Below are 15,741 nucleotides of genomic sequence, written 5' to 3' on the forward strand. Positions count from 1 at the left end.
TTTAATTTATATAAAATAGCCATATTTTCCTATTAATTTAGTTTAAAATGGCCCGTGAGGGTATTGTTTTTGCAATTTTGTGTAGTACTTTTGATGGCGAATTTAAAAGTTAAAAATTAACTATTGAATTTTTAAAATAGGAAATAATTTAACAAATTACCACTATGAATAAAAGCAAAAGTTCAGTACTCACATTAGTTGTGGCGGCGCTGGCAGGCACTGCCGCAATAGGAGCCAATGCACAGGGCCGTGTGGCCGATGTCTACATCCCGTCGCAACAGCAACAGGCAAGCACACAGTACATGGTAAAAACCGGCAGCTCGCGCTCGATGGCCAACTATCCCGACTTCACGGGAGTGGCCGAGCACACCATCAACTCGGTGGTGTCGATCAAGAACTACGCCTCGGTGCGCCAGCAGCAGAACAACTTCTTCCAGTTTGGCGACGGCTGGGACCCGTTTGAATTCTTCTTCGGCCCTGGCAACGGCCAGCAGCAGCGCAAGCAGCAGCAACAGCAACCCAAGAAGAGCGACTCCAAGCCACAGCTGCGCGGCAGCGGCAGCGGCGTGATCATAAGCGCCGACGGCTACATTGTGACCAACAACCACGTGGTCGACGGAGCCGACAAGCTCACGGTGACGCTCAACGACAACAGCGAGTACAACGCCCGCGTGATAGGCACCGACCCCAACACCGACTTGGCCTTGATAAAGATCAATGCCAAGAACCTGCAACCCATCACCTTTGCCAACAGCGACGACGTGAAGGTGGGCGAGTGGTGTGTGGCCGTGGGCAACCCCTTCGGCTTCAACTCGAGTGTGACAGTGGGCGTGATAAGCGCCAAGGGCCGCGGCCTGAACGAGAGTGCCAACTCGGGCATCAAGTCGTTTATCCAGCACGATGCCGCCGTCAATCCAGGCAACAGTGGCGGTGCACTGGTCAACACCGACGGCGAGCTCATAGGCATCAACACAATGATCTACTCACAGACGGGCAACTATGCCGGCATCTCATTTGCAGTGCCAAGCAACACGGTGCGCAAGGTGGAGGCCGACCTGCGCCAGTATGGCACCGTGCAACGTGCAGTGCTGGGCATAAGCTACCAGGAGCTTGACGCCGACATGGCCAAGGAGCACAAGATCACGGCCACCAACGAGGGCATCTATGTGGCCAAGGTCACCGACCGCGGCGCTGCCAAGGAGGCTGGTCTGCAAGAGGGCGACGTGATTGTGAAATTCAACGGCACGAGCATCAAGAACGGCGGCGAGCTGCAGGAGCAGATGAACAAGCTGCGCCCCGGCGACAAGGCCACACTGGGTTTCTACCGCGACAACAAGTACAAGACGGCTCAGGTCACCTTCAAGAACGACCAGGGCACGACCAAGATCACCAAGAACAGCGACTTTGCCTCGCTGGGCGCCTCGTTCCTCAACCTCACCAGCAAGGAGAAAGACGATCTATCGATAAGCAACGGCGTGAAGGTGACAGGCGTGCGTGAGGGCAAGTTCAAGGCTGCAGGCGTGCGCGACGGCTTCATCATCACCACCATCAACGATGAGCCTGTCAACAGCAGCGACGATGTGGAGACCATCTACGACCAAATCATGCACTCCAATGCCGACAAGGTGATGTATATCAAGGGCATCACGGCCACAGGCAAGACCAAGTACTATGCCGTCGACTTGAGCGACGCCGAGTAGAAAAGACACATCTGCCTTCCCCCCCTTGCAAGAGGCGGGCAGCAATAGTACCACACGAGAGCCGAGACTGGAACAGCTTCCAATCCCGGCTCTCGTTTTTATTATGTGTGTGTCACACACACAAATCGCGCCTCGCGCGCGTGCGCGTACGCAGCAGGCATTCCTTCCGCTCCGAGTCGAGCATCACTTGTAGGCTTCCTGGTGCACGCCTGCCACGGCGCGGCCGCTGGGGTCGTTCATGTTCTTGAACGAGGCATCCCAAGCCAGAGCCTCGGCTGTTGAACAAGCCACACTGGGCACGCTGGGCACGCTGCGGGCGGCGCTGTCGCTGGGAAAGTGCTCGGCAAAGATGCTGCGGTAGTAGTACTCCTCTTTGTTGCGTGGCGGGTTGATGGGGAAGCGCTCGGCGGCACGGGCCATCTGCTCATCGGTCACGGCAGCGGCGGTGACCCGCTTGAGGGTGTCGATCCAGCTGTAGCCCACCCCGTCGCTGAATTGCTCCTTCTGCCGCCAGGCCACCTCGGGCGGCAGCATGTGGCCGAAGGCCTCGCGCACGATTTTCTTCTCTATCGTGTTGCCCGGGCACATCTTGAGAGCAGGATTCAGGCGCATGGCCACGTCGATAAACTCCTTGTCGAGCATGGGCACGCGCCCCTCCACGCCCCAGGCAGCGAGGCTCTTGTTGGCCCGCAGGCAGTCGTAGAGGTGGAGCTTGCCCAGCTTTCTCACTGTCTCCTCGTGGAAGGCCCGCGCACTGGGCGCCTTGTGAAAGTAGAGATAACCGCCGAAGATCTCGTCGGCCCCCTCGCCCGAGAGCACCATCTTGATACCCATCGACTTGATGACTCGTGCCAGCAGATACATGGGCGTGGAGGCGCGTACGGTGGTCACATCGTAGGTCTCGATGAAGTAGATCACGTCGCGCAAGGCATCGAGCCCCTCCTGCAGGGTATAGTTGATTTCGTGGTGCACGGTGCCTATGTGGCTGGCCACAAGGCGGGCTTTGGCGAGGTCGGGAGCCCCCTTGAGCCCCACGGCAAAGGAGTGAAGCCGTGGCCAGTAGGCCGGCGACTGGCTGTCGTCCTCGATGCGGCGCGAGGCATAGCGCTGGGCAATGGCCGATATCACCGACGAGTCGAGGCCGCCGCTCAGCAGCACCCCATAGGGCACATCGCTCATGAGCTGGCGCTTGACAGCGGCATCGAGGGCATCGCCCAGCCGTGTCACTGCCTCATGCTCGTCGAGCGAGGCATGGGCCACAGCCTGGTAGCTCATCCAGTCGCGCGTGTAGTAGCGCTTGAGGCCGGGGGTCTTGCTGTAGTAGTAGTGGCCGGGCAGGAAGGGCTCGTAGTGGTCGCAATGCCCTTCAAGCGCCTTGAGCTCGCTGGCCACCATGACCTTGCCGTCGGGGGCATAACCCACATAGAGCGGAATCACCCCTATGGGGTCGCGCGCCACCAGAAACTCGTCGTGCTCGGCATCGTAGAGGGCAAAGGCAAAGATGCCGTTCAACTGCTCGAGCATGGCTACGATGGCCTCGTGTCCAGGCACGCCCTGGCTGCGCAGCCGGCGGTAGAGGGCCAGGATGACCTCGCAGTCGCTGCCGGTGAGAAACCGGTAGGAGCCGCCCAGCCTTGCACGCAGCTCGAGGTGATTGTAGATCTCGCCGTTCACGGCCAGCACCTGCTTGCCGTCGGGGGCATAGAGGGGCTGGCTGCCCGACTCGGGGTCGACGATGCTCAGGCGCTCGTGGGCCAGAATGGCCGAACCGCCGCTAAAGATGCCGCTCCAGTCGGGGCCGCGGTGACGCAGCTTGCGGCTCATGCGCAACGCCATGTCGCGCAACTCGGTGCTTTGCTCTCGTATATTGAAAATTGCTACTATTCCACACATAAGCGTTTGAATCGATTTGAAAATAAATTGTCGTTTTGTAAAAATAATGGCGCAAAACTAATACATTTTGCCGAAATAAACAACAATTTTAAATCTTATTGCCACAAAACGCAACAATCCTGCAACAGCAGCAGCAGGCTGATCAATGGTTTTTCCACATCATGAGGCACACGGCAAAGAGCACGAGGACCACGCCTGCAACGTTGAGCCAGGTGAGTGTGCCGCCAAACACGAGCAGCGACACGGCAAGGGCGGTGATGGGCTCGAGGGCGCCGATGATGGCCGCCGGGGTGCTGCCTATGAGGTGAATGGAGCGGGTGACCAGCAACAGCGATACAATGGTGGGAAACAAGGCCAGCCCGGCTGCACAGCCCCACGAGCTGGCACCATGCAGGGGCGAGAGGTCGAGCCCGAAGCCACAGCACACAAAGAAGAGCACCAGCCCCGAGAGCGAGGCATAGAAGGTGAGACTGAAGGCGGGCATGGTGCGCAACACGCTGCGGTTCACTCCCACGATGTAGACGGCATAGGAAAGTCCCGAGGCCACAGCCATGACCACGCCCAGCACACTCTGGCGGCCGCCCGAATCGCCATGCAGGCAGCAGATGCCCGCAAAGGCGAGAATGAAGCTCACGAGGGCTACCCGCGAGAGGCGCTCGTGAAAACAGGCCCACGAGATGAGGGCGACAAACATGGGATAGGTGAACAGGATGACCGAAGCGATGCCGGCATCCATGAGCTTGAAGCTGACAAACAGGCACACCGACGACAGGGCAAACAGCTGGCCCATGGCCAGCGAGAGCACCAGCTGGCGGCGTGTGGCATGAAAGGGCTGGCCCAGCACGGCCATGAGCAGGCCCATCAAGAGCACGGTGAGGCCGTAGCGGTAAAACAACACCGACATGGGCGTGACGCCCACGCCGTAGAGCGGAAGGGCAAACAGGGGGTTGAGCCCGTAGGACACCGACCCCACAACGGCCATCGAGTAGCCGGCCACTTGTGGCGATACACTCTTCATGATGCTTGCATGTGAATTTTTTTCTACAATCATTGCGGCTGCAAAGGTAGCAAAATTTTATGGCATGGCGACCCCCCTCGGGACCATGCCTCACGTTGCCGCGCGCGCACTCAGGCACACGAGCGCACGTCAGTCCCAGTCGGGATAGGCACCGGGGTCTTGCATCATGAGGCGCAACTGCTGGTAGCTCAACTTCAGGCATGCATCGCACTGGCAGCTGGCAGGATGCACCAGCGGGTCGACGGCCTCAGGGGCCTGCTTCTCTTGCACATTGTCGGGATTCTGATCTTGGTCCATATCGTTCAACTATTGTGTTAGGTACAGAAAAGTGCTATTGCAGTCTTGCACGGGCAAAGATAGCACAAAACGGCCTCTCGTGCAACAAAAGTTTTCAACACAGGGCACAGGCAAATGCGTACGCAGGCAGGCGGCTCAGTCGAGCTTGACCGCGATGGCGGGATTCACCTGCCTGAGGCAGGCGATGAAACGGTCCTGGTGGCAAGGCGAGATGATGAGCGGGGTGCTCGGGCTGGCAAAAAGCAGCTCGATGCGGCGCGTGGAGGCAGCCGGGGCGGCGATCCACGTGCGCGTTGAGGCCACGCGCCGCAACTGCATGATGTCGTAGCGCTGCCTGCCGAGCATGCGCACCCACAGCACGTGGCCCTCGATAGTATAGGTGATGCCGAAAAAACCATAGCTCACCGCCCCCACGGTAAGCAAAAAAATCAAGAGCAACGACCAGCTGAAGTCGTAAACAATGGGCCAGAAGGCGGCTGCAAGCAGAGCATAGACGAGAGCGCACAGCCACACGCTCACCCGCGAACGAAACACTATCTTCTCCATAACAATAGAACAAAGGTAGCACATTGCCGCCACACGTGCAAGTCGCGCCAAAGGGAAAAACCGTTGCAGCGCCTGTGCAATTTAACGGGCACGCACTTCGTTATTACTGTGAGAATCCTTAACTTTGCAAGGTTATGAAACTGAAAGCATCCACACTGCTCGCCTGCCTGCCACTGCTGGCCGCCATGCCGGCGGCGGCAGGCGAGATTGCCTTTGAGGGCAACAGCAAGCCCGCCTGCGAGATTACGCCGGCCAAGTCGACCGGGCTCAACAAGATATATGTGCTCTACGACACGCAGGGCGTGGGCATGAGCTACAAGCCTGCCCGCGAGGGCAACACCGTGGTGTGGACCAAGTGGACCGCGGGGGCGGCCTACGGGCAAGAGCTGCCCCAGGTGAAGGTGCTGCAAGACGGCACCAGCTATCTGGCACAAGTAGAGCCCAACTGCGGCTACACCCTGCAGGAGGGCGACAGCTATACCTATGTGTGGGTGATGAACTATGCCGACTACCGGCTGCGGCTCGAGGGCATCGCCCCCGACGGCGAGGGCGACTGCTCGACGGCCACCCTCAAGGTAGAGGGCAGCGGCCCCGAGATGACCTACTACACCATCACGGGCGTGCGCAAGAGCCTCGACCGCGACATGAAACTGTCCTACTCCACCCTGGTGTGCAACAGCGACACCACTGCCTATGAGAGCCGCGACACCACCGAGACCGAGGAGAACTTCAAGTCCACCCTCGTGGTGCCAGCCCCGCTGTGCAACACCACCTTCACGCTCACGGGCGACCGCTTTCTCGACTACTGGGGCGAGAGCCAGAGCGTGACCAGCGACCTCTACACCACCCAGGCCATAGCCTGCACCACGCGCGCCCGTCAAGAAGCGCGCAACAACGACAACGAGCGCACCAGCGACACCGAGGGCGTGCTGGGCGGCTCGGCGCCGGCCACCATCACATTCTCGGCCATCGTGACCGACGCGGTCAACTTCAAGGAGTGGCAAGAGGCCACCGATGCCGACTTCAACAACATCATCTTGCAACTGAGCGATCTCGAGACCACGCAGACCTTCACCGAAGCCGGCACCTACTACTGGCGCTTCACCTGCAGCAACGGCAACGGCACGTGCGATGCCACGAGCAGCACCTACACGGTCAACATAGGCGAGAGCGAGCTGCTTGTGCCCAACTTCTTCAGCCCGGGCTCGACCGAGGGTGTGAACGACGTGTGGAAAGTGTCGTACAAGTCGATTGTGAAATTTCACTGCTGGATATTCAACAGCTGGGGCACCCAGGTGTGCGAGCTCAAAGACCCGGGCCAAGGCTGGGACGGAAAGTACAAGGGCAAGCTCGTGGACCCGGGCGTGTACTACTATGTGATACAGGCTGAGGGCTCCGACGGGCACAAGTACAAGAAGAGCGGCGACATCAACATCTTGCGCTACAAGAAAAACAACGGCACGGGCACAGGCACCACCACAGGCGAGTGACTCCCCCCCAAAAAAAGAAAAACAAAACAGCATTGGGAACGGGCATCGACATCTTTCTACTTGCCATCTTGGGCAGCTTCATCCTGCGCACAGTGGGATTCGGCTTCGGCATCTTCATCATGACGGTGCTGCCCTTCTTGCTGCCCAGCTACGGCGAGGCCACGTGCCTGTCGGGGCTGCTGGCCATGACCACATCGGTGTATGTCGTCGTCAAGATGCGGCGCTATCTCGACTGGAGGCGCCTGGGCGTGATACTGGCCACCTTTGTGGTGACCTCGACGGCAGCCATCTTTGTACTCAAGCGGCTCGACAACTTCTACCTGCGTATGGCCCTGGGCATCGTGCTCATAGTCATTGCCATCTACTTCACGTGGCTGAGCGGGCGCATCAAGCTCAAGGCTGGAGTGGCCACCCAGGTCACCGCTGGAGCGCTGAGCGGCGTGCTGGGCGGCTTCTTCGGCATGCAGGGGCCGCCTGCTGTACTCTACTTTCTCTCGACCGAGCCCAGCAAAGAGCGCTACATGGCCCTGATACAGACCTACCTGCTCACGGGCAACGTGGTGATGCTGGCAGTGCGCGCGGCCAGCGGCTTCCTCACCCCGGCCGTGGGCTGGGGCTACCTCTACGGGCTGGGCGGCGTGGCCATTGGCACCATGGTGGGCGGCATGGTGTTTGAGCGCATACCGCAGCGCAGCTTCCGCTATGTAGTGTACGGCTACATCGCCGTGAGCGGCATCGTGATACTGGCCACGTTGTGACCCCCATTGCGGCCACAAGAAAAATGAGACAGCCAGCATTGGGCATATATCGGGTAATTTTCCTAACTTTGCACCCATCTAAAAAAAACAAGCATCCTAAGCCCAAAGCTTACAAACAACAAGATGATAAAATTCCATAGCCTCTCCACCACCGACAAAGACCTGGTGCAGCGCTTCACCATGTGGGGCAACCGCCAGAACTGCGACCTGTCGTTTGCCAACCTCATCAGCTGGCGGTTTCTCTACAACACGCAGTATGCCATCGTGGGCGACTACCTGGTGTTTCGCTTCTATGCAGGGCACCACCTGGCCTACATGACCCCCATAGCACGCCCCGAGCTGCAGCCCGACGGCACATTGCATGTCGACCCGTCGCGGGAGCTCTCGATCGAGGTGCTCAAGGCCATACGCGACGACTCGATTGCCATGGGGCACCCGTTCCTGCTCATGGGCGTGTGCAGCTACATGGTAGAGAAAATCGAGGCCGCCCTGCCCGGCACCTTCGACATGAAGCTGAGCCGCGACTACTCCGACTACATCTACACACGCGAGAAGCTGGCCAACCTGGCAGGGAAGCACCTGCAGAGCAAGCGCAACCACATCAACAAGTTCAAGAAGCTCTATCCCGGCTACGTGTACAAGCCGCTCACACCCGATCTCATACCCGAGTGCCTGCGCCTCGAGCAGGAGTGGCGGCGCAACCAGGAGGAGCCAGGACAAAGTGCCACAACCTATGACGAGAGCCGCGTCGAGGAGCTGCGGTCGATGACCCGAGCCTTCGACCGCTGGGAGCGGCTACAGCTCACCGGAGGCACCATTTGGGTCGACGGCAAACTGGTAGCCTTCACCTTCGGGTGCCCGATAAACCACTGCACCTTCGACGTGTGTGTGGAGAAGGCCGACACCAGCTACGAGGGAGCATTCACCATCATCAACCAGGAGTTTGTGCGCCACTTGCCCGAGCAATACACCTATATCAACCGCGAGGAAGACATGGGCGAAGAGGGCCTGCGCAAGTCGAAACTGTCGTACAAGCCCGACCTGCTGCTCGAGAAATACACCCTCACCGAGAAGCGCCCGCTGGCCGACTTTGAGGACCAGGAGCGCATCGACAAGGAGACGCGTGCACTGTGGAAGCTCGTGTTCAACGACCCCGAGCCCTTCATCGAGCTGTACTTCGGGCGTGTGTACAAGAGCGAGTACAACTATACCTGTCAGATAGGACGGCACGTGGTGGCCGCCTTGCAGGCCCTGCCCTACACCCTGCTCTATCACGGCCGTGAAGTGCCCACAGCCTACATGAGCGGCGTGAGCGTGCACCCCGACTGGCGCAAGCAAGACGTGGGCAACAACCTCATGCGGCAGGCCCACTTTGCCATCTACCACAAGGGCGTGGTGCTGGCCACGCTCATCCCGGCCGAGCAGTGGCTCTATGGCTGGTACCGCAAGTGCGGCTATGCCGAGTGCATCACCTGCACGCCGCCGCCCAAGGGCATAGGCACAATGAGCTACGACGAGCTCGACCGCCTGCAGCGCCTGCAGCCGTGCGGCATCATCCACGACCGCGAGGGCTATGACATCATCCAGGCCGACTACCGCCTGTGCCCCGAGGGCTACGACGACGGCCGCAAGCAGCCGCTGCAAGGCATGATGCGCGTGATCAACGCCCTCAAGGCTCTGCAGCTCTATGCCGCCCGGCATCCCGACTACAGCGGCACGATAAGAGTGCAGAACGACAAAGACATACCCCGCAACAACGCCTACTACCGCATAGCGCGCGGCACAGTGGAGATGAGCGACGAGCCCGATGCCTCGGCCCTGAAGCTCGACATCAGGCAACTGGCCGATTTCATCTTCAAGGACGAGAACGCCACCATGACCCTCATGCTCAACTGAGCATGGCACCCCCTCCCACTCGGGGCCGCGCCAGTGCAAATGGGTGGCAGCAACTTTCAGCCATTTTGCACGCACAATGTAAAAAATATACAGTGGCTGCCCCTGCACATGTCGCCAGAAAGTTGTATCTTTGTTGAAATTACCCAAAAACGAAAAACAACTGAAAAGAAAAATTATGTCGACACCACACAATCAAGCCAACCGAGGCGACATCGCCGCAACCGTAATCATGTCGGGCGATCCACTGAGAGCAAAGTTCATGGCCGAGAAATTTCTCGACAACGTGAAGCAATTCAACGGCCTGCGAGGCATGCTGGGCTACACAGGCACCTACAAGGGCAAGCCCGTGAGCGTGATGGGGCATGGCATGGGCATGCCCTCGATAGGCATCTACAGCTATGAGCTGTTCAACTTCTACGACGTGGAGCAAATACTGCGTGTGGGCACAGCCGGCTGCATCCAGAAAGGCATCAACATAGGCGACGTGGTGATTGCCCAAGGCGCCTGCACCGACTCCAACTACCTGGCACAGTTCAACCTGCCAGGCACCTATGCCCCCATTGCCGACTTCGACCTGCTGTTTAAGGCCGCCAAGAAGGCCCAGGAGTTGGGCATAGCCTGCCACGTGGGCAACGTGCTGTCGAGCGACATCTTCTACGACGAGAACGAGAGCTGGCGCCAGTGGCAGAAGATGGGCATCCTGGCCATCGAGATGGAAAGCGCAGCCCTCTATGCCAACGCCGTGAAGGCCGGCAAGCGTGCCCTGGCCCTGCTCACCGTGAGCGACAACATCGTGGAGAAAGTGGCCACCACCGGCGAGGAGCGCCAGACGGCCTTCACCAAGATGATGGACGTGGCCTTCAGCCTCATTTAGCGCCATCATCCCATTTCCCAGCCAGAGTCAAGCCCATTTCAATCGGGGTCACGGCAGCCAAGGCCACCGCCGCGCCAGCGCGCAGCGGTGGCCTTGCCCGTCGACGGCAGGGCAAGAGCCGTGGCCTCTGAATGCATGTTTTACATGACTAAAAAAAACTAAAGAGCAAGTGCAGTAGGCAATCTTTTTGTAACTTTGCAGCTTGATATGAAACTGAACGGCAAGGATACAGAATGTGTTACCGTGCTGGGGGCACGCGTCCACAATCTAAAAAACATAGATGTAGAGATACCGCACTACAAACTCACGGTGATAACCGGGCTGAGCGGCAGCGGCAAGTCGTCGCTGGCCTTCGACACCATCTTTGCCGAGGGACAGCGGCGGTATCTGGAGACGTTCTCGGCCTATGCCCGCAACATGCTGGGCGTGCTCGAGCGCCCCGACGTAGACAAGATATCGGGCTTGAACCCGGTGATATCGATCGGGCAGAAGACGACCAACAAAAACCCGCGCTCGACTGTGGGCACCACCACCGAGGTCTACGACTACCTGCGCCTGCTCTATGCGCGCGCCAGCGAGGCCCGCAGCTACCTCACGGGCAAGCCCATGGTGAAATACTCGGTCGAGAAGATACTGAGCCTCATTCTCAAGAAATATGACGGCCGCCGCATCTATATCCTTGCCCCGCTGGTCAAGAACCGCAAGGGTCACTACAAGGACCTCTTTGAGCAACTGCGCAAAAAGGGCTACATCAATGTGCGCATCGACGGCGAGATAAAGGAAATCACCTTTGGCATGAAGCTCGACCGCTACAAGAACCACAGCGTGGAGCTCGTGGTCGACCGCCTGAAAGTGGCCGCCAAAGACGCCAAGCGCCTGCAGGACACTGCCGAGCTGGCCTTCAAGCAAGGCAACGGGCAACTCATGATACTCGATGCCGACACCGGCGAGGCGGGCTACTACAGCAAGACCCTGATGGACCCCGAGACGGGGCTGTCGTATCTCGACCCGGCACCGCACAACTTCTCGTTCAATTCGCCCCAGGGGGCCTGCCACAAGTGTAAGGGCCTGGGCTATGTGAACATCATCGACCGCGACAAGATCATGCCCGACACATCGCTCTCGATACGCAACGGGGGCATCCTGCCACTGGGAAAATACAAGAACACCCTCATATTCTGGCAGATTGCCGCAATATGCGAGAAATACGGCGTCGACCTCGACACCCCGCTCAACCAGGTGCCCGACGAGGCCATCGACGACATCATGAACGGCACCGACGAGCGGCTCAACATCAAGACCGAGACCTTGAGCACGAGCAACTACTTCCTCTCCTACGACGGTCTGGTGAAATATATCGAGCTGCAGCAGCAAGACGGCACCTCGAGCCAGGCGCAGAAGTGGGCCGGACAGTTCTTCTCGCGCGCCGAGTGCCCCGAGTGCCACGGCGACCGCCTCAACAAGGAGGCCTTGCACTTCTATGTGAACGACAAGGACATCGCGCAGCTCTCGCGTATGGACATCGCCGAGCTGCGCGACTGGATGGCCGACCTGCACAACCACATGTCTCCCACCAAGTGGAAAATAGCCCAGGAAATCGTGAAAGAAATACTCTCGAGGCTCAACTTCATGCTCGACGTGGGGCTCGACTATGTGTCGCTCAACCGCGCCTCGGCCACGCTATCGGGCGGCGAGAGCCAGCGCATACGCCTGGCCACGCAGATAGGGTCGCAGCTGGTGAACGTGCTCTATATCCTCGACGAGCCCAGCATCGGGCTGCACCAGCGCGACAATCAGCGCCTCATCGACTCGCTCAAGAAGCTGCGCGACGAGGGCAACACCGTGATTGTGGTGGAGCACGACAAAGACATGATGCTGCAGGCCGACTACATCGTCGACATAGGGCCCAAAGCGGGCCGCAAGGGCGGCAATGTGGTCTTTGCCGGCACACCTGCCCAGATGCTCAAGCAGCACACCATCACGGCAAGCTACCTGAACGGCACCACCTGCATCGAGACACCGGCCACGCGCCGAAGCGGCAACGGCAAGAAGCTGGTGCTGCACGGCTGCCGGGGCAACAACCTGAAGAATGTGGACGTGGAGCTGCCCCTGGGCACGCTCATCTGCGTGACAGGCGTGTCGGGCAGCGGCAAGTCGAGCCTCATCAACGCCACACTGCAGCCCATATTGAGCCAGAAGCTGTACCGCTCGCTCACCGACCCGCTCCCGTACGAGAGCGTGGAGGGCCTGGAGCACATCGACAAGGTGGTGACCGTCGACCAGTCGCCGCTGGGGCGCACACCGCGCTCCAATCCGGCCACCTACACGGGCGTCTTTGCCGACATACGCAACGTGTTTGTAGGCCTTCCCGAGGCCAAGATACGCGGCTACAAGCCCGGCCGTTTCTCGTTCAACATCTCGGGCGGACGCTGCGAGGTGTGCAAGGGCAACGGCTACAAGACGGTAGAGATGAATTTCCTGCCCGATGTGCTGGTGCCCTGCGAGGCCTGCGGCGGCAAGCGCTACAACCGCGAGACCCTGGAGGTAAAATTCAAGGGCAAGTCGATTGCCGACGTGCTCGACATGACCATCAACCAGGCGGTAGAGTTCTTTGAAAACATACCCACGATACTCAACAAGATAAAAGTGCTGCAAGACGTGGGCCTGGGCTACATCAAGCTGGGGCAGCCGTCGAGCACGCTGAGCGGCGGCGAGAGCCAGCGCGTGAAGCTCGCAGCCGAGCTCTCGAAGAAGGACACGGGCAAGACGGTGTTTATCCTCGACGAGCCCACAACGGGGCTGCACTTCGAAGACATAAAGGTGCTCATGGGTGTGCTCAACCGATTGGTCCAAAAGGGAAATACTGTGATTGTGATAGAACACAACCTCGACGTGATAAAGTGCGCCGACTACATCATCGACATGGGACCCGAAGGCGGACGCAACGGGGGCAGGGTGGTGGCCACAGGCACACCCGAGCAGGTTGCAAGAAACCCACAATCGGTCACTGCTCGCTTCCTAAAACAAGAATTAGGCCTGAAATAGGGCAAAATAGCCCGATTTGGGGCCCGTGAGGGCCTTGAATGGGGCCAGAAAAGGCAATTAAGATCGACTTTAGAGCGTGTAGAAGCATAGAAGAGCCTCGGTTGGGGGGCTCTTTTTCTTTTTTTGCCCACTGCCGTGTGGCAGCGTTACCGGCACGAGATGAATAGGACTAAATCACAAAGAAACAATCAATTGGCACACGTGATCCAGGAGGAATAGAAGCGCTTAGAGGCAAGCAGAGTTTCAAATTGTGAACTGCCGCAGGGAAATTTTAAAATGTTGCGAGGATTTTGAGTTGAGCAGTTCGTCAACAGAAATTGGTGTTTTTACCACACGAAATTTGCAAATTAGAATTTGTAAACTCACATTTGAGTTCAGATTTGCAATTGGGGCGTTTGGAAAAGCAACAGCGAGTTTCGATTTGCATTGTGGCGGTTGAGTTGCAAACAAGCGTTTCCAAATTAGAAATTCACATTTGCAGCATTTACAATCACACCAAACAGTAGCTTTAACATTTATTTAATTATAGGATATAGTAGTACAAATCAATCATTTATACTACAAAAATTAATGTACTTCTCAACCGTGAAACCGTCTTTTGCTTTGCGATTGGGAACTATAAGGGCCATAGAGTGGTCAGGCATCATCTAACAGCTTAAAAATCATTTGATTTTAGGCAAAAATGTGAATTTGTAATTGAATATGTGATTGTAAATAGGAGCAGACCTTTCAAGAAGTTTATATTTGTAAATAGAAACAGCGCGAGATAAAATTTACCTCTAAAAATTTTGATAATTCAAGAGCATGTTTTAAATTTGCATTTGAATAATTCAAAATTGTTAACTGCACTATGGACATTGTTTCGCGCCTAAAATTGTTCTTAAACCAGAACGGGATTCCCAACTCCCAGTTTGCCGACACGTGCGACATACCGCGTCCCACCCTGTCGCAGTTGCTCAACGGCCGGAACAAGAAGGTGAGCGACGAGATCATCACCAAGATCCACAATGCCTACCCGCAGCTCAACATCATGTGGCTCATGTTTGGCGACGGAAACATGTTTGTTCCAAATGCGAACAGTGGCAACGCGTCGCCGATTGCTCAACCGCCTGAGAATGGAAAAATCCAGAGCGCACATGGCAGTGGCCACGAAAACAACATTGGCGCCCAGCAGCAATCGATAAGCTTCGGCGACGACGACGAGAGCGACTACCCTGCTGCTGCCGAGCCGCAGGCAATGGCCCCGTCGAGCCTTCAGGCCGCGCTGGCCAACATAGCCCGCTCGGCAGGACGCAACAACACGGTGAACGCATCGAAGGTGACCAACGGCCGCCGCATCGTCAACATACTGGTGTTTTACAACGACAACTCCTTTGAGTCGTTCACCCCCACAGCAGGCAACAAGATTTAGAAATAACACAGCCCAAGCACACACTCCTGGCCCGAACACAGCCACAGGCCGTTTTCAGGCCCGCCAGGGGCATGGCCGATGTGACATGTGGGGCCGCCACTCACGTTGCCGAGGCGCACAGCGAGTAGGCAACGGCGTGACTGGGGCCACGCCGATAACGAGTAGGGCTTTCCATCCCGAAAATTTCAAAAATGTATCATTTATTTGGTTTCTCTGAGCGAGAGTTGCCAGCCTCAGGCTCCAATGGGGGGCTTAAAAAGTCACAGCACCGCCCCACCAGCCGGCCCGGCACTTCTCTCATGGCATGAAACTGGCGATGAGAGCGGCGATGGCGAGACCGCCCTGTTTCAACACAATCCAGCGGTTGCTCGTGAGGCTGCCATAGGCGGCCACAAGCACCACAGCGGCCAGCAACAGCCGCGTCCACACCACGTCGGCTTGCCACAAGGCCACGGCCAGCAACACGGCCAGCACCCCGTTGTACACGCCTTGGTTCTTGAGCAATGTGGCCACATGCTTCTGCGACAGCACATCGAGGCTCATCGAGAAAACCCGCGCAGTAGTCTTGCTGCGGGTGGCAACGGTCTCGAGTATCATGATGTAGATGTGCTCGACGACAACGAGTGCGGCCAGAGCGACAGTGATCGTATTCATAAACTTGAAGATTTCAAAAAAAAAATATTGCACAGGCGTTTGTTCACTCGCCCTGTGACAGCGCAAAATTAAGAAAAATCGCCGACACTGCCATGCAGGTGCAGCAGCGACACCTCTATGGCAAGCCATTGTGAACCCTTGTTTCTTCTATGAAATATA

The 15,741-nt window shown here is 57.7% G+C and carries 12 protein-coding genes; 7 read left to right on the forward strand and 5 right to left on the reverse strand.

Going from position 1 to position 15,741, the window contains the following annotated elements; translation table 11 throughout:
* Window positions 1-164 precede the first annotated feature (164 nt).
* Window positions 165-1,700: a Do family serine endopeptidase gene (locus GF423_RS02560; RefSeq protein ID WP_154326902.1), complete on the forward strand. Its 1,536-nt coding sequence runs from the start codon at window positions 165-167 to the stop codon at window positions 1,698-1,700.
* 183 nt (window positions 1,701-1,883) lie between these two features.
* On the opposite strand, the gene asnB is transcribed toward GF423_RS02560, so the two are convergent.
* The 4 genes from asnB to GF423_RS02580 all read right to left on the reverse strand — a co-directional run bounded on the left by asnB (window position 1,884) and on the right by GF423_RS02580 (window position 5,454).
* Window positions 1,884-3,593 carry an asparagine synthase B gene (gene asnB, locus GF423_RS02565; protein WP_154326903.1) on the reverse strand — a complete coding sequence of 570 codons (1,710 nt, stop codon included), beginning with the start codon at window positions 3,591-3,593 and terminating at the stop codon, window positions 1,884-1,886.
* 142 nt (window positions 3,594-3,735) lie between these two features.
* Window positions 3,736-4,644: a DMT family transporter gene (locus GF423_RS02570; RefSeq protein ID WP_235911518.1), complete on the reverse strand. Its 909-nt coding sequence runs from the start codon at window positions 4,642-4,644 to the stop codon at window positions 3,736-3,738.
* 96 nt (window positions 4,645-4,740) lie between these two features.
* Window positions 4,741-4,908, reverse strand: a complete 168-nt coding sequence (locus GF423_RS02575) for a hypothetical protein (protein WP_154326904.1) — start codon at window positions 4,906-4,908, stop codon at window positions 4,741-4,743.
* Window positions 4,909-5,043: 135 nt separating this feature from the next.
* Window positions 5,044-5,454 (reverse strand): PH domain-containing protein, encoded by a 411-nt coding sequence (locus GF423_RS02580; RefSeq protein ID WP_206113337.1) that lies wholly within the window; start codon window positions 5,452-5,454, stop codon window positions 5,044-5,046.
* A gap of 134 nt (window positions 5,455-5,588) precedes the next feature.
* On the opposite strand from GF423_RS02580, the gene GF423_RS02585 reads away from it, so the two are divergent.
* From GF423_RS02585 to GF423_RS02610, 6 genes are all read left to right on the forward strand, one after another.
* Complete coding sequence (locus GF423_RS02585; RefSeq protein ID WP_154326906.1) at window positions 5,589-6,944, forward strand: T9SS type B sorting domain-containing protein; 1,356 nt, start codon at window positions 5,589-5,591, stop codon at window positions 6,942-6,944.
* Window positions 6,945-6,976: 32 nt separating this feature from the next.
* Complete coding sequence (locus GF423_RS02590; RefSeq protein WP_154538160.1) at window positions 6,977-7,702, forward strand: sulfite exporter TauE/SafE family protein; 726 nt, start codon at window positions 6,977-6,979, stop codon at window positions 7,700-7,702.
* A gap of 123 nt (window positions 7,703-7,825) precedes the next feature.
* Window positions 7,826-9,598 (forward strand): GNAT family N-acetyltransferase, encoded by a 1,773-nt coding sequence (locus GF423_RS02595; RefSeq protein WP_154326908.1) that lies wholly within the window; start codon window positions 7,826-7,828, stop codon window positions 9,596-9,598.
* A gap of 175 nt (window positions 9,599-9,773) precedes the next feature.
* Window positions 9,774-10,472: a purine-nucleoside phosphorylase gene (gene deoD, locus GF423_RS02600; RefSeq protein WP_154326909.1), complete on the forward strand. Its 699-nt coding sequence runs from the start codon at window positions 9,774-9,776 to the stop codon at window positions 10,470-10,472.
* Window positions 10,473-10,679: 207 nt separating this feature from the next.
* Window positions 10,680-13,517 (forward strand): excinuclease ABC subunit UvrA, encoded by a 2,838-nt coding sequence (uvrA, locus tag GF423_RS02605; RefSeq protein ID WP_154326910.1) that lies wholly within the window; start codon window positions 10,680-10,682, stop codon window positions 13,515-13,517.
* 850 nt (window positions 13,518-14,367) lie between these two features.
* Window positions 14,368-14,928: a helix-turn-helix domain-containing protein gene (locus GF423_RS02610; protein ID WP_154326911.1), complete on the forward strand. Its 561-nt coding sequence runs from the start codon at window positions 14,368-14,370 to the stop codon at window positions 14,926-14,928.
* Between the two features lie 297 nt (window positions 14,929-15,225).
* Here the strand turns inward: GF423_RS02610 and GF423_RS02615 are convergent, their stop codons facing one another.
* On the reverse strand, window positions 15,226-15,582 hold the full coding sequence (locus GF423_RS02615) for a DUF1304 domain-containing protein (protein WP_154326912.1): 357 nt from the start codon (window positions 15,580-15,582) through the stop codon (window positions 15,226-15,228).
* Window positions 15,583-15,741: the final 159 nt, after the last annotated feature.

Source organism: Sodaliphilus pleomorphus (assembly GCF_009676955.1).
Classification (GTDB): domain Bacteria; phylum Bacteroidota; class Bacteroidia; order Bacteroidales; family Muribaculaceae; genus Sodaliphilus; species Sodaliphilus pleomorphus.

What these genes read in the sequence shown, in the direction of transcription:
- GF423_RS02560 (WP_154326902.1), top strand. Translation starts at nt 165, where the DNA reads ATGAATAAAAGCAAAAGTTCAGTACTCACATTAGTTGTGGCGGCGCTG.
- asnB (WP_154326903.1), bottom strand. Translation starts at nt 3,593, where the DNA reads ATGTGTGGAATAGTAGCAATTTTCAATATACGAGAGCAAAGCACCGAG.
- GF423_RS02570 (WP_235911518.1), bottom strand. Translation starts at nt 4,644, where the DNA reads ATGATTGTAGAAAAAAATTCACATGCAAGCATCATGAAGAGTGTATCG.
- GF423_RS02575 (WP_154326904.1), bottom strand. Translation starts at nt 4,908, where the DNA reads ATGGACCAAGATCAGAATCCCGACAATGTGCAAGAGAAGCAGGCCCCT.
- GF423_RS02580 (WP_206113337.1), bottom strand. Translation starts at nt 5,454, where the DNA reads ATGGAGAAGATAGTGTTTCGTTCGCGGGTGAGCGTGTGGCTGTGCGCT.
- GF423_RS02585 (WP_154326906.1), top strand. Translation starts at nt 5,589, where the DNA reads ATGAAACTGAAAGCATCCACACTGCTCGCCTGCCTGCCACTGCTGGCC.
- GF423_RS02595 (WP_154326908.1), top strand. Translation starts at nt 7,826, where the DNA reads ATGATAAAATTCCATAGCCTCTCCACCACCGACAAAGACCTGGTGCAG.
- deoD (WP_154326909.1), top strand. Translation starts at nt 9,774, where the DNA reads ATGTCGACACCACACAATCAAGCCAACCGAGGCGACATCGCCGCAACC.
- uvrA (WP_154326910.1), top strand. Translation starts at nt 10,680, where the DNA reads ATGAAACTGAACGGCAAGGATACAGAATGTGTTACCGTGCTGGGGGCA.
- GF423_RS02610 (WP_154326911.1), top strand. Translation starts at nt 14,368, where the DNA reads ATGGACATTGTTTCGCGCCTAAAATTGTTCTTAAACCAGAACGGGATT.
- GF423_RS02615 (WP_154326912.1), bottom strand. Translation starts at nt 15,582, where the DNA reads ATGAATACGATCACTGTCGCTCTGGCCGCACTCGTTGTCGTCGAGCAC.